Source organism: Streptococcus pluranimalium, assembly GCF_002953735.1.
GTDB classification, from domain to species: Bacteria; Bacillota; Bacilli; order Lactobacillales; family Streptococcaceae; genus Streptococcus; species Streptococcus pluranimalium.
Genome location: NZ_CP025536.1, coordinates 1254197 through 1276751 on the forward strand (window position 1 = coordinate 1254197; position 22555 = coordinate 1276751).

The window sequence follows — 22555 nt, forward strand, 5'->3', positions numbered from 1 at the left end:
TATGGGCTTTATTGATTACTCAAAAGAGCCTACGTCCGATATTGCATTTTTCGATATGAAATCATTCTACGCTAGTGTGGAATGCGTCAGCCGTGGCCTCAATCCATTGACCACTTCTCTCTGCGTCATGAGTAGAGCCGACAACTCTGAAGGATTGATACTGGCCTCATCACCCATGTTCAAAAATGTTTTTGGCAAGGCTAATGTTGGCAGGTCCTACGACCTCCCTTTTGACATCAAGACAAGAAAATTTAGCCGCTATAATGCTCAAAAACAAGGGTTAGAAATCACTCCTAAGTATATTGATTTTATTGAACATTGGGCTAGACGAACCTTGATTGTTCCACCACGCATGGATAAATACATTGAAGTCAATATCCAAATCCAAAATATCCTTTTGAATTTTGCGGCCAGAGAAGACATTCTCCCCTACTCAATAGACGAAGGCTTTATCGATCTGACCTCATCATTGAATTATTTTGTAAAGGATAAAAAACTTTCTCGTAAGGAAAAACTTGACCTAATATCAGCTAAAATCCAACATGACATCTGGAAGGAAACGGGTATCTACTCTACCGTTGGCATGAGCAATGCTAACCCGCTCCTTGCAAAACTAGCTCTTGATAATGATGCAAAAAAATCTCCAACTATGAGGGCCAACTGGTCCTACGATGATATTGAAAACAAGGTTTGGGCTATCTCTCCAATGACTGATTTTTGGGGTATTGGTCATCGTACTGAGAAACGACTCCATAAACTAGGTATATTTTCAATCAAAGATTTGGCTAACGTTAACCCTGATATTCTTCAGAAAGAGTTTGGAATAAATGGCGTACAGCTTTGGTTTCATGCTAACGGCGTCGATGAAAGTAATGTCCATGAGCCCTATAAACCAAAATCAAAAGGGCTGGGCAACTCACAAGTCCTGCCTCGTGATTACATCAAGCAATCTGATATTGAACTTGTGCTAACAGAAATGGCCGAGCAAGTGGCCATAAGGCTGAGACGGGCTCATAAGAAAACAACTAATGTTGCTATCCAGGTGGGATACTCAAGGACAGAGCTGAAGAAAGCCATCAATACCCAAACACGAATAGAGCCAACCAACAGCACTCGGATGCTCAAAGATACTGTCCTTAAACTTTTTAGAAGCAAGTACACTTCAGGAGCAGTTCGCAGCATTGCCGTACGCTACGATGGCTTTGTGGACGAGAACTATTCTCTAATTTCCCTTTTCGATGATGTCGAAACCATTGAGAAAGAAGAAAAAATACAGAGTACCATTGATAACATTCGTGACCGTTTTGGTTTTCTTGCTGTCCAAAAAGGAACTGCCCTTTTGGACAGTTCCAGAAATATTGCTCGTAGTAAACTAATAGGAGGCCACTCTGCAGGTGGTTTGGAGGGACTAAAATGATTGATCGCTCATATTTACCATTTGAATCAGCGAGACATTACCAAGATCGCAAAATGCAAAAATGGATGGGTTTTTTCTTATCCGAGCACACTAGTGCCCTTTCTGAAGATATGCACAAGATTACTTTCCTAAGTGACCTTAGCCTTGAACAAAAGCTACTTCTTCTAAGTCAAGTCTATGCAAACCAGTTAGTCACGCGCCTACAAGTAAGAGATAACAATAGAATAGGATATTTTACTGGCAAAATACCATCAATTACAAAGGAACATGTCATTGTTCGTACCTCAGAAGGCCACGTCAACATCCAACTATCTGATATCCTTAGTATTGAACCAGTAGAGGAGATGTTCCATGAATCAGCTTGAATTTCATAAAAATGAGCTACAGATGGACTACTTTAGTGAAAGCTATCAGAGATTTGAAACTGATTTCTATCGTTATTCTGCTCTGAATACCCCTCTGACTTTCCTAACGGATGACATCATGCGAAGTATGGCCAAATCTCAAAAGCCATACTTCAAGCTAAACAAAGAAAATTCCAAAGACAATCGTGATCACTACTTTCTATTCAGCGTTGAGCCTATCGAGAACAATAAGCTCATCAGAAAATATGTTTACCTAAAGACCGTTTACTCTATAAACTAAAAAGGAGCAGTACGCTCCTTTTCATATTGACGAAAATTGGTGACTGTATTTTTCAATAATTACAATTGCATCAAAGACTATCTTTGTATTCTTTTTTTTCTTGATTCAATTTGTTTTTCTATAAAAATTCTCCAAATTTCTCAACATCAATTGAGAAATTTGGCTTTTTCCGTTGCTCAGTTAAAGCGTCCTTTAGTTGTATATTTCCTGTTAATATCCCTTTTGAAGCATAACATTATTTTCAATGATCGCACCCGATTGTTGACACCCATTTTAGAACCTATTCTTTGATTTTCAATAAGCGTAAACTGTTTAATGTTACAAGTAAAGTTGCTCCCATATCAGCAAATATCGCTAGCCAAAGTGTTAACCAACCGGGCATGACCAAAAGTAATGCCACTAATTTAATCGCCAAAGAGAAGGTAATGTTTTGCTTGATGATTGCTAAAGCCTTACGGCTTAATTTTATTGTATATGGCAATTTACTCAAATCATCAGACATTAAGGCGATGTCAGCCGTTTCTAAAGCTGTATCAGTTCCAGCACCACCCATTGCTACACCAACGGTAGATGCCGCAAGGGCTGGAGCATCATTCACGCCATCTCCGACCATCCCCACACTTTGATGTTTTTCTCGAAGTTCTTTAATAAAATTAAGCTTATCTTCTGGAAGTAAGTCAGCTTTAATATCCGAAACACCAACTTGTTTTCCGATGGCTGTTGCCGTTCTTTGGTTATCGCCTGTTAGCATCACTGTTTCGATTCCCATATTGTTCAACTTGCCGATAACTTCTTTAGACGATTCCCTCATTTCATCGGCTACGGCAATAAACGAAAGAATTTCTTTTTCTGTTCCTAACACCATCACCGTTTTACCTTGAGTTTGCATATCGGCAATTTTTTCTTTTTTATCGCTTGAAATGCTTCCGTGTAATTCCTCAAAAAGATTTGGACTTCCCACATAATACATTTCATTATTTATTTTGGCTTTAACGCCTTTACCTGTAATGGATTGAAAATCCTCTACTGTTACTTCATTGAATTTTAATCCATTTTCTTCTGCTTTTCGCATAATCGCTGAAGCAAGAGGGTGCTGTGATCCTTTTTCAATGGCTGATGTTATGGTTATTAATTCATTTTCATTTCTACCATATGTCACAATGTCTGTTACAGCTGGAATCCCTTTGGTTAATGTTCCTGTTTTATCAAAGGCTATCGCTTTTAAGTGTCCTGCTGCTTCTAAATGGATACCACCTTTAATTAATACACCATTTTTCGCTGCATTTCCTATTGCTGTAACAACAGCAACTGGAGTTGAGACTACTAAGGCACAAGGACAACCAACCACTAATACAGCTAATCCTTGATAAATCCATTGGCTCCAGTCTCCGCCAAATAATGGTGGAACTACTGCAATTAAAAGAGCTAGTATGACAATAGCTGGTGTATAGTATTTTGCAAATTTATCGACAAACGCTTGAGAGGGGGCCCGTTCTGCTTGGGCTTCTTCTACCAAGTGAATGATTTTTGAAAGAGTAGTATCTTCAACTCGTTTTGTTACTTTAACCTCAAGTAACCCTTCTTCATTCAAGGTTCCTGCAAATACTTCATCATTTGTGATTTTCGTTACTGGAACACTTTCACCTGTAATCGCAGCCTGATTTAATGTCGATGTACCTTTAACCACTATTCCATCCATTGCTAACTTTTGACCGGGCTTAACTATCATGATGTCTCCAACTTGAATCTCATCAACATGAATCATCATTTCTTCATTGCCTCGTCGAATTAACGCTGCTTTTGGGGCAATATCCATTAAAGATTCAATAGATTGACGTGCTTTATCCATTGAATAACGCTCTAATGCTTCACTAATCGCAAATAGGATAACAACGGTTGCCCCTTCACCCCATTCACCAATAATTGCAGCTCCTATAATGGCAATAGTCATAAGCGTATTCATATCGAAATTTAATCTGCTTAAATTTTTGAGACCTTTAATGAATAACGAATATCCACCGATTAAAATGGACGCTGCATAACCAATTGTCGGTAGAACATACTCTTCACCATACTGCTCTCCTAAGAACCAGCTAACTACAAGTAAAAGAGCTGATATATATACCTTAATGTTTTCTTTCTGCTTCCAAAAAGGTTCTCCTTCTACCCTTTGTTCTTTTTCATCTCGAATTTTTAAATTTTCAAATGCTCCTGCTTTTTCTAATTCTTCAATGGTTGTCGTCCCTTTAACATAAACTTTAGATGCTCCGAAATTTACTTTCGCATCCTGAACACCGGGAAGTTCTTTAACATTATTTTCAAAAATGGCTGCACAGTTAGTACAAGTAAATCCTTGAACACGATAGGCTTTCATTACTTCTTCAGACTGTTTTGCTTTCCAACTAGACATTGATCTTCACCTCTTTCTTATGTGCCAATGCAATCATCATAATTTGTCTGACATGCTCATCATCTAATGAATAAAATGCAAGTTTTCCCTCTTTTCGAAACTTAACAATCCCTTGCTTATGGAGCGTTCGCAGGTGATGAGAGGCATTTGCAACCGTAACACCTATAATATTTGCAATATCACACACACACAGTTCGTCATCTTGACACAATGCATAGGTAATTTTTGCTCTATTTTCATCTGCAATAGCTTTTAGCATTTGGGCAACACTAGAAATATCTACTGTCTGTAAATTACCTTGTATTCGATTGACCTTTCCTTCGTCATGACAATAAATTTCACAAGTATCTTTTTTAATCATATTCTCACCTCAATATCATTCAATTATTTGCTTGAATATAGTATAACCCATTTCATTAATTAATTCAAGTGTTTTTTTGAATGAATAAAAAAAAATTCATAAAAAAAGACTTGGAGTACCCAATTCTAATAACAAAATAACCAAACTGCATATGACTTTAAGTACATAACATTATTAGTTTTGACTTGTTGAGGAGGTGAATTATGAATCAGCTTGAGTTTCAGCGTAATCACCTACAAATGGACTATTATAGCGAGAGCTACCAAGATTTTGAACGTGACTTCTACCGCTACTCAAACATGAATATTCCATTGACCTTCCTGACCGATGATATCCTCAAAACAATGGCAACTTCTCATAAGAATTACTTTGTCCTCAATAAGGAAAAGACTAGAGATAGCCGTGATCACTTCTTCATTTTCGACGTAAGCACCGTAGATGAGAATCCACTAATCTATCATTATACATATAAGAAAACTACAACATATTTAGCAGAAAAATAGGAGCAGTTCAATTGACTGTTCCTATTTTTAATCTTCATAAAATCTCAAGTCTTTATACTCTTTAACAATGGAGTCGCCAGCCAGAACAGACTATACTGACCAGCGACTACCTAAAATTTAATGTTTCAGCTTAATTTTCTTATCTCTAATTTCATAAACTACATCAGCTACATTTTCGAGTAATCGTTTATCGTGGGTGATAAACACGATAGTTCCGGTGTACTCCTTCATTAGTATTTCCAAAGCCTCTAAACTTGGTATGTCAAGGAAGTTACTGGGTTCATCCATTATTAGGATGTTATATCTACCCATGAGCATTTTAGCAAGCAACAATTTTATAATTTCTCCACCGCTTAAAACAGATAAGCTTTTTCCAATATCGTTCTGTTTGAACCCCATAGATGCTAGCACAGAACGAATTTCTGATATATTGTAATCACAATCCTTCTGCATAAACTCCATAACATTCTGATTACTGTTGTACTTGTAACCATTCTGTGCAAAGTAACCTATTTTTGCCTTAGGTGAAATAGAAATTCCTTCTTCATGGTTTAAGATCATTTGGATTAAAGTTGTTTTTCCGGTTCCATTACCACCCGTTAATGCCACTTTTGCTCCTAGCGGAATTTGAAAAGATGCATTTTCAAACAGTGCCTTATCCCCAAATACTTTATTAATTTCCGCACCGACTATAGGGTATGGATTATGGAGCTCCAATGCTTTACTTTGCCTGAAACGAATTCTGCGAATGCCTTCCGGAGCTTCTACTTTTCCTAATGCCGCAATCCTGTTCTCTAGGGATTTAGCGGCATTATGCATCTTTTTTTCCTTACTTCCTATTGATTTTTGATGAGCTAAACGCCCTCCGCCTTCAGTACTTTTTTTCTTTGAAGAACCTTTTGCCTTCTGTTCTATTTTACGAGCCTGTTTTCGCTTTTCCTCCGCAGCCCTTTCCAATCGAGCACGTTCCGCAATAAATTGTTCGTATTCTGCAGCTTGTCTCTTACGTTCTTCCTCTTTCTGACGAAGATAATCAGAATAGTTTCCCCAATACTCAGTGATTTTGCCATCTTTCAGTTCCCATATTTTATCTACTATTTCATCAAGAAAATAGCGGTCATGGCTAATAACTAACAGTGCACCTGTAAAATATTTTAGCTGTCCTATTAGAAAATCAATTCCTTCACGGTCTAAATGGCTCGTAGGTTCATCCGCTAAAATACCATGAACCTGTGCCGATAAGGCCTGTGCTATTTTAAGCCTTGTTTCTTCACCACCGCTCATGGTCTGTATATTTAATTGCTCAACACCTAGCTTGCCTACAAGCGCAAAATCTTTTTCCTCCTGTAGAGTTACTTCGTCCAACTGGGGAATATAGGCAAGTTCACCCAGATGATTCATTTTACATCCTGGGGGAATTAATTCTCCTAAAAGTACCTTGAATAAAGTGCTTTTTCCTGCACCATTTGCTCCTACTAAACCAATACGGTCATAATCATATACTTCTAATTCATTTATATCTAAAACATCGTGTCCTTTGAATTCCACACGAATGTCTTTTGCTTTTAATATTAATTCCATAACATTTCCTCCTGTCTATAATCGCATGCTTTCATTTGCTTGTACGCAGGAAAAACCCTGCGATTTTAGCAGGAAGAATTACATGAAAATAAGATACATAAATATCCCTCCAATATTGTTTATTTTAAATCTAATTTTCTAATCTCATTTATCATTGGGCAAACTATTGCAATGCAAATAATTAAAATACCTGATAGTAAAAACCAATGATTTACACCGATTCTATCAGCAAAGAGTGCAGAAAGAATTAATCCAATTGGCATAGCAAGAGACATGATACTTCCAGTTAAAGAAAATACACGTCCTAAATATTCAGGCTTAATTTTCTCCTGAAAAAGAGCTGTTTGCACACCGCTGTAAAACGGAACAGAAAGCCCCATTATTGCACAGCAGACTACAAAAATGAAAAATCCACTTTGGGGAAGTAATCCTGAAATGGTTAAGCTTATCCCCATCATAAAAATGGATGCCGTTATTAATAAGATTCGCTTTTGGTAATTCCCAAATAACCCTAATAATAGACCCCCTATCAACATTCCAGATGCAAAGGAAATTTCCGTAATAGAAATATGCACAGGTGTTCCATTAAAGTAATCCATGCTAATTAAAGGGAATAGTGCATTAATTGGCATATAAACAAACATATATAATGTTCCAACGAGTAATAAAGCAAATAATCCTTTATTTTGCCGTAGTACAGCCATTCCTTCTTTCATTTCTCTTATGAAATTTGGGTCCAAACTTTGCACGCGATCACCCAGCTTAGGAATACGTACAATTGCTACCGTAATAGATGCAATCACAGCACCCAATACATCGATGGCAATAATAGCATTTAGTTCCCAAACGGAGTATAAGAGTGCTGCAACCGCCGGACTAACAATATGGCTTATAGACTGCAAAGACTGACTATAGCCTGCACATTTCGTAAGCTGTTCTTCTGGTACTAAAAGTGGCGTAACCGCATTGAGAGCCGGGGTGTGAAAAGCTGTTCCAATGCTACGGATAAACAATACTATCATAACCATCCAGACAGGTAGCTCCATATAGAATGCAACAATAGTAAGCACCGAACCAGCTGCTGCGATAATTAAATCAGCACCAATCATTATCTTCTTCCTATCATGACGATCCACTAGCACACCAATTGCAGCTCCAAAGACCGCATAGGGTAAAAAACCTAATAGTGAAGCCATAGACAAGACCATCGCGGATCCAGTTTTTTCTGTAAGGTAAAAAATAATCGCCATTTGCAAGATGGCACTAGTGATTAATGATACTGCTTGCCCTGCCCATATTGTATAAAACTTAAGTTTCCAATTGTTGTATTTTTCCATTTATATTATCTCCTGCATATTATTTTGCTTAAATTTCTATTTTGAATAGCATTATAGGCAATAAAAAAATGCAGGCCTAAATCCACAATGTGGCTTTTGGTCTGCATACATACAATTTGGAAACATTCATATTAAAGACATAGTTAAATAAAGGTACAGTTAAATAACCAATATCCTCACCGTAACTAATGAATGCTCAATATCGTATAAATAAGCACAACAAAAAAGCCTATCATCGGGTATAGATTCTGCTTTTCTTATTGCCAGCTTATCTTAAACGCATTGAGGCTGTCATAGTTTCGGTTCCTCCTAAATTCTTATTTGGATTATCATATATTTTACCATAATAAGTCATTTTAAGCAACTTATAAATTAAAAAAATCCATTAAAAACCGCCAAAGGTGGTTAGCCCTTAAATTGCGGTTAATATTCTATATCTCTTCGTCAATCTCAATCCCTGACTTGAATTCAACGGTGAGCTTATCTTCATATAATTTTTTTACTAGCATTTAGAATTCGGTTGATTGTACGATCGCTATAGTCCTCATTAGCTGCTGAGGGATTCATACATATAGCCACGAGTGGATTCGTTCCTAAGCATCCCAGTAGGAATCTACGGTAGGCATTATATTTTTCAGGAATACATAGATTAGGTCTTCTCCCAAAGGATAGGCTAGTCTGACTTTTGTAACTTTATCGTTCATAGAGTTACCTCCTACAGTATATTTTAACATGACCCCCCTTGCAAGGATATGAAAATGGCAGGAATACAATAGTTGTACTCCCACCAATAATTTTTAACTTCGTTCCTTACTATTTATTGTCGTTTTTACGAAAGTCAGATAGTTCCTCAAAATCCTTCAATTCAAAAACAAAAGCCTTATCTTCAGGAATGTGAATCCCCTCTACCCTATAACGCTTATCAGATTTCCAATCACTCATGATTGTTAAGAGTGTTTCTTTTAAATTTTTATGACCTACCTGAACAATACCTTTTTGCTCCCCAACAGGTTTTGAAAAAGAAAATGCTCCCCTAGTTTTTGCACGACAAACTTGTATACCCATTACCTTTGTATCCTTATTAAAGGCAACCAGTACATGTGCTGGGTATTCTAAAGCTTGGACAATTCCTTTACTAAATGTAACAAAGTTCTTGTTCACCGTCATGCTATAATCTGATGAGTAACGTTCAACATTAACAACTTCAAGATTAAAATCTTTAAAACGCATAATTTACCTCTTTCTTATTGGCTATGTCACAACAAACAGTTGATAAATAACCATTTTTATAGGGGAGTATCAGAACTCCCCTACAAACTGTTATTTGCAGTTATCTATACTCATTTGGAATTTCGATATGAAATGTCTCACACAATAACTTCACATCATGTGCATCATTTTCATCAAACTCGTATCCCAGATGGAACATTACTTGACTATATGGTTCAATACAGGAAACCTCTATTTCCTCAATTCTTCCTTTACCCGAAAAAGTTTCTACCGGAAAACAATCCCCATCATAAAGAATTTCACCTTCGTCCGTATATTCAAAACAATGCAAATCAATAATTCTGTTTTTCAAATCTTCCCATACAGTATGGTTCAATGTTGTATATTCCATCTTAATCTCATAAAAGCCATTAGCTTTCATTATTTCTATAAAGTTCTGATAATCGTTCTTTTCTACAAAAATGTCAATATCATTATGGGCTCTTGACTGATATCCAAGAAGAGCATCTACACCCCAGCCACCATCAAGAAAGACTTTAATCTCCGCATCTATTGCAAATTGAAGAATCTGTTTTACATCTGTTATATTGACCATCTTATCATCTCCACAAATTCTAATTAGGCGACCAGAGGAACTGCTGGTCTGTTTGATAAATCTCTGCATTTAGCAGTTTTCAATGTTGCCAAAACAAAAGTTAAGAAGATGTTCCTTTTCTCCATGTCGCTTTCTTTGGCGTAATTTACAAGGTTATTCCACACAAGATAGTTGTTCAGATACTTGGTAGAAACACCGTTAAAGCCACGCATAAACCTCTTTAGCTGGCTATGGTAGCTATTGATATGTTGGATATTATAAATGCCTTTCTTGGCTTTGCCAGTCTTTAACTGCACAAGGTCAATACCATTGGCATTTGTAAATCTCACATAGGAGTTCATCTTGTCCGTAACAAGAGTGGAATTGGTCTTAATCCTACCATCATAAATATGATGTAAATCTCTTGTAGAAACTCTACCAGTATTCGTAATCTTGGAGATAGACAAGCCATTCCTATTAACCGCACAAGGAACACATACCTTTTCTTGGGACAAGCCTCTGATATGTGTAGAATGACCACGATTATGAGCCTTGCGTGGCATAGCAAATGTCTTACTCTTGCTATGATTGCCCTTGTACGAGATGGCGAAAAAAGTTTCGTCAGCCTCAATAATGCCGTCAAGGGTAACATCGTCTGCCATATTCTGAAGTGCATCCAAAATCTTGTGTCTCCAAAGGAATGCGGTGTTTCTGTGAATCCCACAAGCAACAGCAGTCTTACGAATGGATAAGCCATTCATCATACAATCAATGTACTGCTCCCACACGGACAAGTCTTTTCTTGTACCAGACACAATGGAGTTCGTAGCAATCACGAAGGACTTGCCACAATCCTTACATACATATCGCTGTGTGCCATCTTTACGATGACCATTGCGAACCACATGGATACAGCCACAAAGAGGGCATACACGACCATTTGCAAAGCGTTCCTTTGCTACGAAATCTTCAATATTCAAAGACTTTACAAAGGCAGGACTTAAAAGCATTGTTTTAAGGCTTTCCTGCTCTGCGACAGTCAACTTACCGATAATATCTAATGCGTCTTTGATAGTAGGCATATCCAATTACCTCCTTCGGTGGTACTGTTTCTTACTATTATTATACGCTATTTCTCGTCAAAAATCAACCATTTGTTGTGACAGAGCCTTCTTATTTAAAAACTTCGTGAATGTCTTCCGATTTCCAACTAGGATCAAGTACAACAAAATCCCTCAACTTACCAGATTTGAGTTTCTTGATGTAGAGTTTAGGTACAAATATCTCAGAAGTAGATTTCGATTTTCTTCTAGGTTGCTTGAGTAATTCTTGTACTAAATCCCATCTTGATTCTGGTATGATAGAGGGAATTCCATTTTTTAATCGATATTTTGGCTTTTCACCATTATTTTTCCGTGTTTTATGACTAAAACAATCAACAGTATATGTCTTCTGCATGATGATTTCGCCTTTATATTTCTCGTTTCTGAGAATATTATAAACAGCTAAACTTGTCCAACGCTCCAAACCAGTAACTGTTGGTATATGATTGGTCATTAAAGTAGAGGCAATCTCACTTGCAGTCATACCTTCGATGTACGAATCATATATTAGGCGAACAATTTTTGCTTCTGTCTCATCTATCACTACTCGACCATACTGGTCTTTCGTATACCCAAGAAGGTTATGGGTAGGAATCATTGGTATCCCTCTTTTAAAGCGTTCAATGACAGACCATGTAATTGACGCACTTTTTTGTTCACTCTCACCTTGAGCTACTATGGCCATAATACCAAGAATGAATTCACTATTCGTATCAAGTGTATTCAAATTTATATCTTCGATATATATTCCAACTGGAGGGGATGGTTATCACATTTTTCGTCATTAAACCAATGAATATAAATCCTTCTTCCTAACCCTATAGTATCAATTGTTAGTTCTTCAATTTCAAAATAAACCTTACCATCACTTGATTTCTTTAGGTAGTCGGATATCTGTAGTTCAAACTTAGCTTGCCCTGTTAAGTCCTTTGAATTTCTATTAGCGGCTGGGGATTGAGGAGTTATATTTGCTTTATTTTGTCGACCAAAAAAAATATTTACTTCATTTTTAAAACTTCTCAATTCATCCGGCGTCAATAGGAATTCTTTGAATGACTGAGCTATAAAATGACCGCGATCCATATCTTGTTCTGAGGGAATACCATCATGGTGAATTTCAGTCAAACTCTCAATAAAGTAATCAGAAATTGGATTTTTTCTTAAAATTACTATCCTTTTAGATTTTCTATCATAATAAGGTAATCGTTCCACACTAGGATCAATCTCCCATTTATTCAAGATATTAAAATACTTTCCATTTTCTACATATTCTAATTCAAATTCCATAATACAACTCCACTTTTAACAAAGTATAACACAATTTGTATTATTTTCAAAACTCACACTTCTGTCGACCATAGCGGTGATTTAAGAGGGGGACGTCTATTCCCTCATACTCCTACCCCCATGTCCCCACCTTGTGTCTACGGAAATAAATATCTCTCAAATTCACCAGCATCATAACTACTTCCACTGAGGTAGTCATTCTGATACTACCCCACCCAAACGTAAAAAGCCTTGTCTCCAAGGCTTTTTAATATGCTTTAGTTCAAAGGTTTCTAGGCTTTCACCAGCAGACCAACTACCTCGACGTGATGCGTCTGCGGAAATAAATCAACAGGCTGAACTTTAGTCAACTTATAACCCAATTCTTCATAAAGTTTAATATCACGCGCCATGGTGGCTGGGTTGCAAGAGATATAAGTGATTTTTTCTGGAGACATAGCTGCGCTAGCTTTGATAAAGCTTTCTGTCAAGCCTTTTCGTGGCGGATCCACTAGGATAACACTCGGTTGAATGCCTTCCTTGCTCCATTTAGCCATGGCATTTTCAGCAGAATCGGCCACATAGTAAGCATTGGTAATACCATTTCGCTCTGCGTTTTTCTGAGCATCCTTGACAGCAGCTTCAATGACTTCAACCCCATAAACGGCTTTGACTTTTTTCGCAAAAGACAGACCAATCGTTCCAATACCTGAATAGGCATCAATGACCACATCATCAGCACTTAAGTCGGAAAAATCAATAGCTGTTTGATAGAGCTTCTCTGCCATTTCCGTATTAACCTGATAGAAAGATTGAGCTGAAATCTCATAGTCATTTCCCAACATCTGGTCAGAAATGGTTTCTTTGCCATAAAGCGTACGGAATTCCGAACCCAAAATGGCATTGGTATTTTGATCATTGATGTTCTGTAAGATAGAGACAACCTTTGGAAATTCCGCCGTAATCTTTTCCACGATTTGCTCGATGCGGAAAATTTTTGGTCGAGTCGTCACCAGAACCAGCATTATTTCCCCAGTGTAATGTCCACGACGAACTAATAGGTTACGAATCAAGCCTGTCTGCTCTTTTTCATCATAAGGCTTGATGTCAAAACGGCGCAACAAATCACGGACAAAGACAATAAGCTGGTCAATGACCTTATCTTGAATATAAAAATCCTCAATGGGCATGAGATCATGGGAATTTTTACGGAAAAAGCCTGTTTCTAGCTGACCATTGACACGACGAACAGGTACTGCCGCCTTATTACGATAAGCAAGTGGCTTTTCCATACCAAGTGTTTCAGCTACCTCAACATCAGAAATACCAGCTGTTTTATAAAGATTATTGACCACTTGCTGGCGTTTGAACTTGAGTTGCTCCTCATAAACCATGTGACCAAAATCAGCGATACCCGAACGCAAATAAGCAGCATCAATATTCTGATTTCGTTTGTCCGACACCTTAAGGTATTCTTCTACTTTTCCAAAACCAATTTTCTTTTTCAACTTCAAAACACGCATGTTGATAATTTCCCCTGGAAGGGCATTATCAACAAAAAAGACCAAGCCGTCAACCTTGGCAACCCCTTGTCCTTCGTGGGTTAAATCGACAATCTCTACTTCAACAATATCATTTTTTTGCATCTTTTCGACTCATTTCTAGTTTTACAGCTCTGCTATTTTCCAAAGAAAAAGAGAGACCCTTGTCCCTCCATTATATCATATTTACCTAAAGCCTAAGTCAGACAGTTCTTTTTGATACTTATCAAAATCGATTGTTAAACCTTGTCCACCATAGACATCATAATCGTCGATCCAATCGCCTTGTTCAGGAATGGTTGTTTGATGAATGGCAAAATCTCCATCGGTTATACTTGACAATCCTGTTCTTAAAAGATAAGGATAAGATACATTTGTTGAAGTCAAAGCATAAATTTTTCCCAAAGCTTCAGAACCTGTAAAAAGCTTAGTTGGATTCTTAACCTGACGTAAAATTTCTTTCATCACTTGTTGCTGGCGCTTGGTTCGTCCAAAGTCACCATCATCATCCTTACGGAAGCGGGCGTAGTTGAGAAGGGTGCGACCATCCATTCTTTGCTTACCAACTTTAATCGTTTGATTGGGAACACGTCCTTGGTCATCCATTCGCAGATCATCAGGAACCTCAACTGAGTTTACCCTTTCACCATCAATAGTAGCGAATTTAGCATTGATAGAAACCCCGTTAGGGAACAAGGCGTCAATCGCATCAGCAAAGGTTTCAAAATCAACCATCATATAGTATTTGATGTCAATGTCATAATTAGCTTTAAGCGTTTCACGCATTAATTCAGCTCCACGATGATTATTTTGCTCACCAACATTAAAGGCAGTATTTAATTTTTGGTCCTTAAGATAATCTGTTTCACTGACATCAGGGATATTAACTAAGGTATCACGCATGAAACTGACCATCTTGACATCCTTATCTTTGTTGCCGACATTGACCACCATGATAGTATCAGTTCTGGCATCCTCAGAACCTTGGGCAATACGCTTATCACTTCCTAAAATAAGAATATTAGTGCCATCTCTTGTCTCCTGACCATTAAAGTATTCTTCCACAGCAGGTTGAAAATTCTTACCTTTAGGGCTTGAAATACCTGTGACCCCTTTGAAAAACATAACCAAAAGTAGCACAAAAACAAATAGCATTAATAGACTGAAAAGAATAAAGAAACGTTTTAAACGTCCTTTTTTAGACTTCTTCACAACCTTAGATTGCTTGGCTTGCCTTCTAGACTTAACAGTAGATCGCTTTTCTTGTCGTGTTTTTCTGGGTTTTTGGGTTCTAGCAAGTTCACCAGGAAAAACTGGTAAGCCTTGATCAGTCACATTGTTTTGATGATTAGGCTCCTCATAGTCATCATTCAAATACGGATGAGATCCATCATCAGCATAGCCTCCGTAATCATCGTCAAGGCCTCCAGAAGGTAGGCTAGCTTCTTTTGTTTCTTGTTTAAGGCTTGTTCGACTAGTCTGTCTACTGGTTAATTTTTGGTAAAGGTAATTAAATTCGGTCTTTTCACGCTCACTCAAATAATGAATATTTTTAAACAGGTAATCATACCTCAACTGCTCGTGATGCGATAAGCCCCCTGCATCTTTTTTTGCCATAATTAGTGTCTCATACTATTCTATCAATCCGCTGGAATCAAAGATTATTTCTTATATAAAAGAAGGTTTCTCTAAAATCTTATAACTTCTATTAAGACTTGTCAAGAATTCATCTGAATCCAGGGATACCTTTTTCATTAACTATCGTATTTCTACTCATTCTCATACCTAAGTTCAGACCTCAAATACTTGATGGAAATGTCTAAGTTCTTATCATTTATGCAACAAGACTATCTTATCTTACTAACCATTTTCCATCCAATGGTCTAGAGAATTGTCCACGCTTAATATTCAATACTGGGGCGACCGTCAATTTTAAGCAAACTTGAAGTTACCTTAGCTAAACATTAATCCATTTGACGATAAACCTTGAAGTCATAATCAAAAAACCAATCACAAGGGACTGGCTTCTCTTATATCTTAGATTTTTGAAAGAGCAGCTTCAACGCGTTCTTTGATAAGGTTGGCTGACGCTTGCAATTTAACTTCTTCGTCTTCTGTTAAGTTCAACTGAACATGACCAACTTTACCTGAACGCCCAACCAAGGCAGGATAGCCTACATAGGTGCCAAATGCTTCTTGGAAACTTGAAATGACTAACTCCTCCTCAGCATCGGATAAAATAGCCTTAACAATACGGATAGCGGTTGTTGCAATACCATAAGAGGTATAACCTTTACCGTAAAAGACCGTATGACCACCTTTCATAGATGCAAACGACATCTCTTCCAATTCATCTTCAGAAAAGAAATCAGAAATAGGTTGCCCTTTAACACTAACTTGACTCCAAGCGGTGAACTGAGAGTTACCATGCTCACCAAGATTATAACCAGACACACTCTTAGGATTAACCCCTAACCGCTCACTAACCACGCGCTTCATACGAGCCGTATCAAGGAGAGTCCCTGTCCCAATCACACGCTCCCTAGGAAAATCAGTAAGGGCTTGATAAAGGGCTGAAACAGCATCGACCGGATTTGAAATAACGACGAGGACACCGGAAAATCCTGAGTCCTTGAGTGAGGCCGCTACCTGAGGAACCTGTTCCTGCATAAGGGCAAACTCCGCAAAGCGATCTTCACCTGCATTATGTTGAAGACTAATATTACCAAGAGCTGACACCACCACATCAGCATCTGCTAAGGCAGAATAATCATTGATGGTAAGCTTAGCAAAGATAGAGTGATTAGCCATGGCATCCTGGAAATCAATCTGGTCTGCACGCACTTTCTCCACTTTAGGATCTATCAGAACATAATGATCCGCGACACCCTCAGCAATCAAACCGTGCGCCAATGTTGAACCAACATTACCCATTCCAATAATACCGATTTTACGTACCATAATGATTTCCTCCTTCTAAGAGCGACTCGACTGTTTCCCTAATGGTTTATTTACCTGTTAACTCCTGTAAAGGCTTAAAAACAATACGCTCAATATCTGAGATATAGACAGAAAGTGCTTGTTGAGCATTGAAATAATCTCTGACGCTTGTATTTGCTTCCATTTTTTCAGTCATTGATTGAATAGCTTTTTGATCATCCTCAGTCGGCATCTGACCTGACTGCATCTTTTGATACAAATCTTCTTGGAAAGTAATAAATTCATCAAATAACGCTTTCGATTCAGGGTCATTATCAATCTTAGATTTAGCATCAGCTACTGTTTGGTATTCTGGTAAACTACGAATACCTCGCTCCAATTCATTGGCTAAGTCATAAATATTAGTAGACATGGTCATTCCTCCATTTAAATAAGTATTGACCATATTTTAACATAATTTTAGTAGCAGGTAAGGGCAAAATAGCACGATTTTTCAGAAAAATGACTCATCACAAATAATAGATAGCATAATCCTTTGCCAAACAAGAAAAAGCTCCCTTTACAGGAACTTTTCATCTCTTTATGCCAACTCAAGATTATTTAGAACCGTGAGCTTTCTTTTTTATCATTAACTGAGTATATCAAACCTGACTACTTTGTGAATCTTCTTCAAGAACTGTCATAATTTTTTTCATATCCAACAATTTGATTTGACCCGGCGCACTAGCATTTTCACAATCTAAGCTGGCAAATGTCCAAGCTGATCCTGTCACATCACCTGAAATCCGTGAAAGTTTTCCGAGTTTCCCCATCGAAACTGTTGCATAAGTTTGTTCCGGATTTAAGGTTTTAAAACCACGTGTATAGTTCATTAGATCGAGCACTTCTTGTTCATTATGAGGCATCACTGAAATTCTCACAACTCGTGGTGCCAATGTGGTTAATTCTGAAAAAATCTCCATTAAATTTTCCGGTGTTTCGTGAAAATTGTGGTAACTTAGTGATAAATTCGGAAAACTTAACAATTGATCAAAATGTGATTTATAGGTGAAGTATTCAAAATCAATATAATCTGGATGATAAAGCGCATCAACATCTTTCAAAAGAGAAATGTAATCCTCAGGACTAAGTTCTGCAAAACCGCCTTCGTTAACCGTACGAAGGGTAAAGAGAATCTCGTAACCAGAAAATTTCTCAAAAACAGCTGGTGCCACTTTTAAAATATCATCTTTTGCTAAATAATCCGCCCGCCACTCAATAATATCTGCGCCTTCATATTTTGAACTATCAATATCTTTAACCTCATCGAGACTTTTAGGAATAATTGGTACAACTATTTTCATTATCCAACCTTAATGGTAAATACTTTTAAGTAGTTACTTCTTTCATCATTCTTATTTATTTTAAAATCAGCTGGTAATTGGTCTAGGGATAGCACTTGATAGGGCTTCCCACCAAAACCTTTATTAATCTGTTTTTGAAATTGCTCTACACTAAGGTTTGAAGCATTAGTGGACAAAATCAAAATACCATTTGGATTTAAAATAGCCACTGCCTCACTGACTAAACGATGGTAATCTTTTGAGACAGAAAACGTTTGTTTCTTGTTACGTGCGAAGCTAGGGGGATCAATGACAATCACATCATATGTCAAATCATGTCGTTTAGCATATCGATAATAAGCAAAGACATCCATAACCTTGAGTTTATGATTTAGAATATCAAGTCCATTAGCCTTGAAATGTGCTTCTGATAATTCAACAGATCGCTTAGCTAAATCAACAGATGTTGTTTGTTTTGCTCCTCCCATGGCTGCAGCAACAGAAAATGCAGCTGTGTATGAGAAAAGATTCAAAACGGATTTACCTGCTGCTAAACCATCAACCAAACGCCCTCTAACCTCATGTTGATCCAGAAAGATTCCTGTCATCAAACCATCATTTAGAAAAATTTGGTACTTAACATTATTCTCAAGTACTTCAAAAGTCTCCGGAGCTTTCGCACCATAAAGATGTCCTGCTTGCCTCTCTGCACCTTTAAAGCGATACTTTTCATAAGCCCCCGAAAGGTCAGAAAAGACCACTTTAAACGCTTCGACAATTCTGTTTTTTATACTGTAAACAAAAGCATTATACCACGAAAAGATGACAAAGTCACCATATCTGTCAACAGTAAAACCACCAAAACCATCGCCTTCTTGATTGAACAAGCGATAAGCTGTCGTACTTGTGTCATTAATATAGGCAAGACGTGATTCTCTTGCTTTGGTAAATAGAGCTTCGAAGAAAGATTGCGTTAACTCTATATCATCTGTAGAAATGACCCAACCGATTCCTTTATGTTGTTCTGATAAGTAGGCTGTCGCTAGCAATTGGCCAGATTGAGATATTAGCTGGACCAAGCCATTTTCTGTTTTAGCAGTCGGTAAATCATCTTTTTCTAATAGGACAATACCTTTACTTAGTTTCTTCTCCACTTGTGCACTTAGTCGAAGTTTTTCCATAAAAATCATTATATCAAAATATCAGTTGTATGAATAGCAAGAGGTAACAACTTTATTTGTGACCTCTTTTTAATTTATGATATAATAACTGTTGAGATTCTTTATTTAGGAAAATAAACAAGGAATAAAATTGTTGTGAAAAAAATTATCAATACAATACTTAAAGTGATGAGTACCCGCCTGGGATTTGTCCTTACTTTATTGTTTTTTTATTGGTTGAAAACCCTATGGGCTTACCATGTCGACTTTGTGCTTAATATTGAAAATGTTTACCAAACTTTTCTAACCATCATCAATCCTATTCCTATCGGATTGCTTCTGATTGGCCTAGCACTTTATATCAAAAAAACAAAATTATTTTACAGCTTAGCTTGGCTCATCTACCTTTTACTAACTATTCTCGTAATTGCCAATGCCTTTTACTTCCGAGAATTTTCAGATTTTATTACTGTTAGTACAATGCTAGGAAGTAGCAAAGCTGCCGCAGGTTTAGGAGATTCAGCTCTTAACTTAGTTCGTTTCACTGATCTTTTTTACATTGTTGATCTTATTTTACTCGCCTTCCTCTTTATTAAAAAGAAAGTGACAACTGATAGTCGTCCCTTTAATAAGAGAGCAAGTTTTGCGGTAACTGCCCTATCTGGTCTTCTTTTTTCTATTAATCTTTTTTTAGCAGAAATTGATCGCCCTGAATTGTTATCACGTGGCTTCTCTAATTTCTATCTAGTTCGAGCACTAGGCTTACCAGCTTTTTCAACTTATAGCGGTAACCAGGCTTATCAGGCTGAAAAAGAACGTAGTGGTGCCACTGCAGAAGAATTAACTGAAGTTAAAAACTATGTTAAGGAAAACCATGTGGCTCCAAATCCTAAATTTTACGGAATTGCTAAAGGGCGCAATGTGATTATGATCCATTTGGAAAGTTTTCAGCAGTTTCTGATTGATTACAAACTAAATGTGGATGATCAAGAACATGAAGTCACCCCATTTATTAATTTGTTATACCATTCCAAAGAAACCTTTGCCTTTTCAAATTTTTTCCATCAAGTTAAGGCCGGTAAAACTTCTGACGCCGAAACACTGATGGAAAACTCTTTATTCGGTCTAAACAGTGGCTCTTTCATGGTAAACTACGGGGGAGATAACACACAGTTTGCGGCACCAAACATCTTAAAGCAAAAAGGTGACTATACTAGCGCTGTCTTTCATGGAAATGTTGGTACCTTCTGGAACCGTAACAATGCTTATAAACAATGGGGATACGACTATTTCTTTGATGAATCTTACTTCCAAGAGCTTACTAAAAAGAATTCCTTCCAGTATGGTCTAAATGACAAACATATGTTCTCAGACTCTATCAAATATTTAGAACATATGCAGCAACCCTTTTATACAAAATTCTTAACAGTCAGTCATCATTATCCCTACACGAGTTTAGCTGGGGAGAATGAGGAACAAGGATTCCCACTGGCAAAAACTGATGATGAGACTATCAATGGTTATTTTGCAACAGCCAATTATCTTGATAGTTCTGTTAAAGCATTCTTTGACTATTTGAAAGCTACTGGCATTTACCAGAATTCTATTATCGTATTATATGGTGACCATTATGGTATATCCAATTCACGTAACACTAGTTTAGCACCACTGCTTGGTAAAGACCCTGAAACGTGGTCTGAATACGATAATGCCATGCTTCAGCGTGTCCCTTACATGATTCACATTCCTGGTATGGATAAAGGATTTATCAGTGATACTTACGGTGGTCAAGTGGACAATCTCCCTACTCTATTATCACTTCTAGGCATAGATAACTCAAATTATGTAGAGTTAGGGCAAGATTTATTATCACCTGACAATAAACAAATGGTAGCTTTTCGTTCTTCTGGAACATATATCACCCCTAAATATACCAACTATGACGGGAAGCTCTACAACACAACAACTGGGGAATTAATTACCAACCCTGATGAAACCACACTCGCTGAAAATCAAGCTATCCGTGAGTCTGTAACCCAGCAACTAAAAATGAGTGATGCTGTTCAAACTGGTGATCTACTCCGTTTTGATAAAGATAACGGTCTAGATAAAGTAGATTCTAGCCATATCTCTTATATTGATTCTTTAAAAGCTCTCAAAGCGATAGAAAAGAAACGTGGTGAAAAATCAACTAGTATCTATAGCCAACACAATAACACATCAACTCAAGATCTTTTTAAAGCTCCAAGTTACATGCAGCTAAATCCAGAAATCACTGACACGTCAGCCACTTCTTCAACTAGCTCAAGTTCAAAAGAAGCTGAGAAAAAATAAAAAATAGAACTTCGTTGGAAGTTCTATTTTTTATAGCCCCTTTTGAATGATACGTGATGCCAGTAGGTAGGTCACTTGATACTTTTCTGATAATCGCTTAAGAAAAATCAACATCTCTAAAGAACTGTTAGCAAGGCTTGCTTCAAGACTCTTATAGATTGCCAATTCATCACTAGTAGCCTGCTTTTTGAAGTAACCCCAGATATGTTGATAAGCTACTCTTAAAGTTTTTTCACTTGGAGAAATGGCTTGCGCTTCTAATATCAACTGTTTAAACAACTCATATTTCTCTTCTGACCATTCATTGCCCTTGAAAAGTTGACGCAAAGCATTATAATGTTGTTGCGAATGCGCCATGACCCAATATTTTTGATAAGCCCATTCTTTTTGAGCCTCTAACAAAGAATTCCCTGGTTTAGAAGTCATTATTTTCACCCAAGCTAATCTCATAAGTAAGATCATCCCGAAGCATTTTCTTAACACGGCACTGCTCATCTACATAAGCCAAAATCTCTTCTATCATCGTATCATCTAGGACATGAGCAATTCCTACAAGGAGTTTAAAATGTCCCTCATCATATGTTGAATCGACTACACTAGCTACAACTGTTTCTTGATGAAAACGAGCAAAATAACCTTGAATACACATGGTGACGCATGAAGCCAAAGCGATATTAACCAAACTCATAGGCGTCTCCCCATCTTTAGGAAAACCAAAGAGTTCTACGGATTTCCCATAGCCTTCTGATACTGAATGATAAAGCTTATCTCCTTTTATTTTTGTTTGATACATTGTCAACCTCATTTCTAATGCCTTAAAAGCCCAAGTCT

The 22555-nt window shown here is 37.3% G+C and carries 23 protein-coding genes; 5 read left to right on the forward strand and 18 right to left on the reverse strand.

The window, feature by feature from the left end; translation table 11 throughout:
• Nucleotide 1: 1 nt before the first annotated feature.
• Genes C0J00_RS06425 through C0J00_RS10560 form a run of 3 tightly spaced genes read left to right on the forward strand, consistent with a single transcriptional unit; the run spans nt 2 to nt 2062 of the window.
• Nucleotides 2-1417: a Y-family DNA polymerase gene (locus C0J00_RS06425; protein ID WP_104968856.1), complete on the forward strand. Its 1416-nt coding sequence runs from the start codon at nt 2-4 to the stop codon at nt 1415-1417.
• Nucleotides 1414-1782 (forward strand): hypothetical protein, encoded by a 369-nt coding sequence (locus tag C0J00_RS06430; protein WP_104968095.1) that lies wholly within the window; start codon nt 1414-1416, stop codon nt 1780-1782. The genes C0J00_RS06425 and C0J00_RS06430 overlap by 4 nt, the downstream gene beginning before the upstream one ends.
• On the forward strand, nt 1769-2062 hold the full coding sequence (locus C0J00_RS10560) for a DUF5960 family protein (RefSeq protein ID WP_104968096.1): 294 nt from the start codon (nt 1769-1771) through the stop codon (nt 2060-2062). The genes C0J00_RS06430 and C0J00_RS10560 overlap by 14 nt, the downstream gene beginning before the upstream one ends.
• A 280-nt stretch (nt 2063-2342) precedes the next feature.
• Here C0J00_RS10560 and C0J00_RS06440 read toward each other — a convergent pair whose 3' ends face one another.
• Nucleotides 2343-4472 (reverse strand): heavy metal translocating P-type ATPase, encoded by a 2130-nt coding sequence (locus tag C0J00_RS06440; RefSeq protein WP_104968097.1) that lies wholly within the window; start codon nt 4470-4472, stop codon nt 2343-2345.
• Entirely contained in the window at nt 4465-4833 is a 369-nt protein-coding gene (locus tag C0J00_RS06445) for an ArsR/SmtB family transcription factor (protein ID WP_104968098.1), read from the reverse strand. Before C0J00_RS06445 ends, C0J00_RS06440 begins: the two co-directional genes overlap by 8 nt.
• A 203-nt stretch (nt 4834-5036) precedes the next feature.
• Between C0J00_RS06445 and C0J00_RS06450 the strand changes: the two genes are divergently transcribed.
• Entirely contained in the window at nt 5037-5336 is a 300-nt protein-coding gene (locus C0J00_RS06450) for a DUF5960 family protein (protein ID WP_104968099.1), read from the forward strand.
• A gap of 117 nt (nt 5337-5453) precedes the next feature.
• On the opposite strand, the gene msr(D) is transcribed toward C0J00_RS06450, so the two are convergent.
• The 14 genes from msr(D) to C0J00_RS06525 form a co-directional block, all read right to left on the reverse strand.
• The gene (gene msr(D) / locus C0J00_RS06455) at nt 5454-6917 is read right to left on the reverse strand and encodes an ABC-F type ribosomal protection protein Msr(D) (RefSeq protein WP_044679108.1); all 1464 of its coding nucleotides are present in this window, start codon (nt 6915-6917) and stop codon (nt 5454-5456) included.
• 119 nt (nt 6918-7036) lie between these two features.
• On the reverse strand, nt 7037-8254 hold the full coding sequence (gene mef(A), locus C0J00_RS06460) for a macrolide efflux MFS transporter Mef(A) (RefSeq protein ID WP_104968100.1): 1218 nt from the start codon (nt 8252-8254) through the stop codon (nt 7037-7039).
• 486 nt (nt 8255-8740) lie between these two features.
• Nucleotides 8741-8821: a DUF1643 domain-containing protein gene (locus tag C0J00_RS10670; protein ID WP_231840583.1), complete on the reverse strand. Its 81-nt coding sequence runs from the start codon at nt 8819-8821 to the stop codon at nt 8741-8743.
• Nucleotides 8822-9067: 246 nt separating this feature from the next.
• Nucleotides 9068-9484, reverse strand: coding sequence for a hypothetical protein (locus tag C0J00_RS06470; protein ID WP_104968101.1), 417 nt, complete (start codon nt 9482-9484; stop codon nt 9068-9070).
• 100 nt (nt 9485-9584) lie between these two features.
• Nucleotides 9585-10079, reverse strand: a complete 495-nt coding sequence (lnu(C), locus tag C0J00_RS06475) for a lincosamide nucleotidyltransferase Lnu(C) (RefSeq protein ID WP_002837187.1) — start codon at nt 10077-10079, stop codon at nt 9585-9587.
• 23 nt (nt 10080-10102) lie between these two features.
• Nucleotides 10103-11140 (reverse strand): IS1595-like element ISSag10 family transposase, encoded by a 1038-nt coding sequence (locus C0J00_RS06480; RefSeq protein WP_104968102.1) that lies wholly within the window; start codon nt 11138-11140, stop codon nt 10103-10105.
• Nucleotides 11141-11231: 91 nt separating this feature from the next.
• Entirely contained in the window at nt 11232-11888 is a 657-nt protein-coding gene (locus C0J00_RS06485) for a recombinase family protein (protein WP_233995830.1), read from the reverse strand.
• Nucleotides 11889-11890: 2 nt separating this feature from the next.
• Entirely contained in the window at nt 11891-12448 is a 558-nt protein-coding gene (locus C0J00_RS06490) for a DNA/RNA non-specific endonuclease (RefSeq protein WP_104968103.1), read from the reverse strand.
• A gap of 272 nt (nt 12449-12720) precedes the next feature.
• Nucleotides 12721-14073: a 23S rRNA (uracil(1939)-C(5))-methyltransferase RlmD gene (rlmD, locus tag C0J00_RS06500; protein ID WP_104968104.1), complete on the reverse strand. Its 1353-nt coding sequence runs from the start codon at nt 14071-14073 to the stop codon at nt 12721-12723.
• A gap of 81 nt (nt 14074-14154) precedes the next feature.
• Complete coding sequence (locus tag C0J00_RS06505; RefSeq protein WP_104968105.1) at nt 14155-15585, reverse strand: LCP family protein; 1431 nt, start codon at nt 15583-15585, stop codon at nt 14155-14157.
• A 420-nt stretch (nt 15586-16005) separates the two neighbouring features.
• Nucleotides 16006-16929, reverse strand: a complete 924-nt coding sequence (locus tag C0J00_RS06510) for an L-lactate dehydrogenase (RefSeq protein ID WP_104968106.1) — start codon at nt 16927-16929, stop codon at nt 16006-16008.
• Nucleotides 16930-16975: 46 nt separating this feature from the next.
• On the reverse strand, nt 16976-17320 hold the full coding sequence (locus C0J00_RS06515; RefSeq protein ID WP_104968107.1) for a YlbF/YmcA family competence regulator: 345 nt from the start codon (nt 17318-17320) through the stop codon (nt 16976-16978).
• Between the two features lie 229 nt (nt 17321-17549).
• On the reverse strand, nt 17550-18251 hold the full coding sequence (locus C0J00_RS06520; RefSeq protein WP_104968108.1) for a type I 3-dehydroquinate dehydratase: 702 nt from the start codon (nt 18249-18251) through the stop codon (nt 17550-17552).
• The gene (locus C0J00_RS06525; RefSeq protein WP_324761691.1) at nt 18251-19411 is read right to left on the reverse strand and encodes a class I SAM-dependent rRNA methyltransferase; all 1161 of its coding nucleotides are present in this window, start codon (nt 19409-19411) and stop codon (nt 18251-18253) included. The genes C0J00_RS06520 and C0J00_RS06525 overlap by 1 nt, the downstream gene beginning before the upstream one ends.
• 135 nt (nt 19412-19546) lie before the next feature.
• Between C0J00_RS06525 and C0J00_RS06530 the strand changes: the two genes are divergently transcribed.
• The gene (locus C0J00_RS06530) at nt 19547-21724 is read left to right on the forward strand and encodes an LTA synthase family protein (RefSeq protein WP_104968110.1); all 2178 of its coding nucleotides are present in this window, start codon (nt 19547-19549) and stop codon (nt 21722-21724) included.
• A gap of 30 nt (nt 21725-21754) precedes the next feature.
• On the opposite strand, the gene C0J00_RS06535 is transcribed toward C0J00_RS06530, so the two are convergent.
• Together C0J00_RS06535 and C0J00_RS06540 are read right to left on the reverse strand one after the other, a co-directional pair.
• Complete coding sequence (locus tag C0J00_RS06535; protein ID WP_104968111.1) at nt 21755-22150, reverse strand: DUF1722 domain-containing protein; 396 nt, start codon at nt 22148-22150, stop codon at nt 21755-21757.
• Nucleotides 22140-22517 (reverse strand): OsmC family protein, encoded by a 378-nt coding sequence (locus tag C0J00_RS06540; protein WP_104968112.1) that lies wholly within the window; start codon nt 22515-22517, stop codon nt 22140-22142. The genes C0J00_RS06535 and C0J00_RS06540 overlap by 11 nt, the downstream gene beginning before the upstream one ends.
• Between the last annotated feature and the right edge of the window lie 38 nt (nt 22518-22555).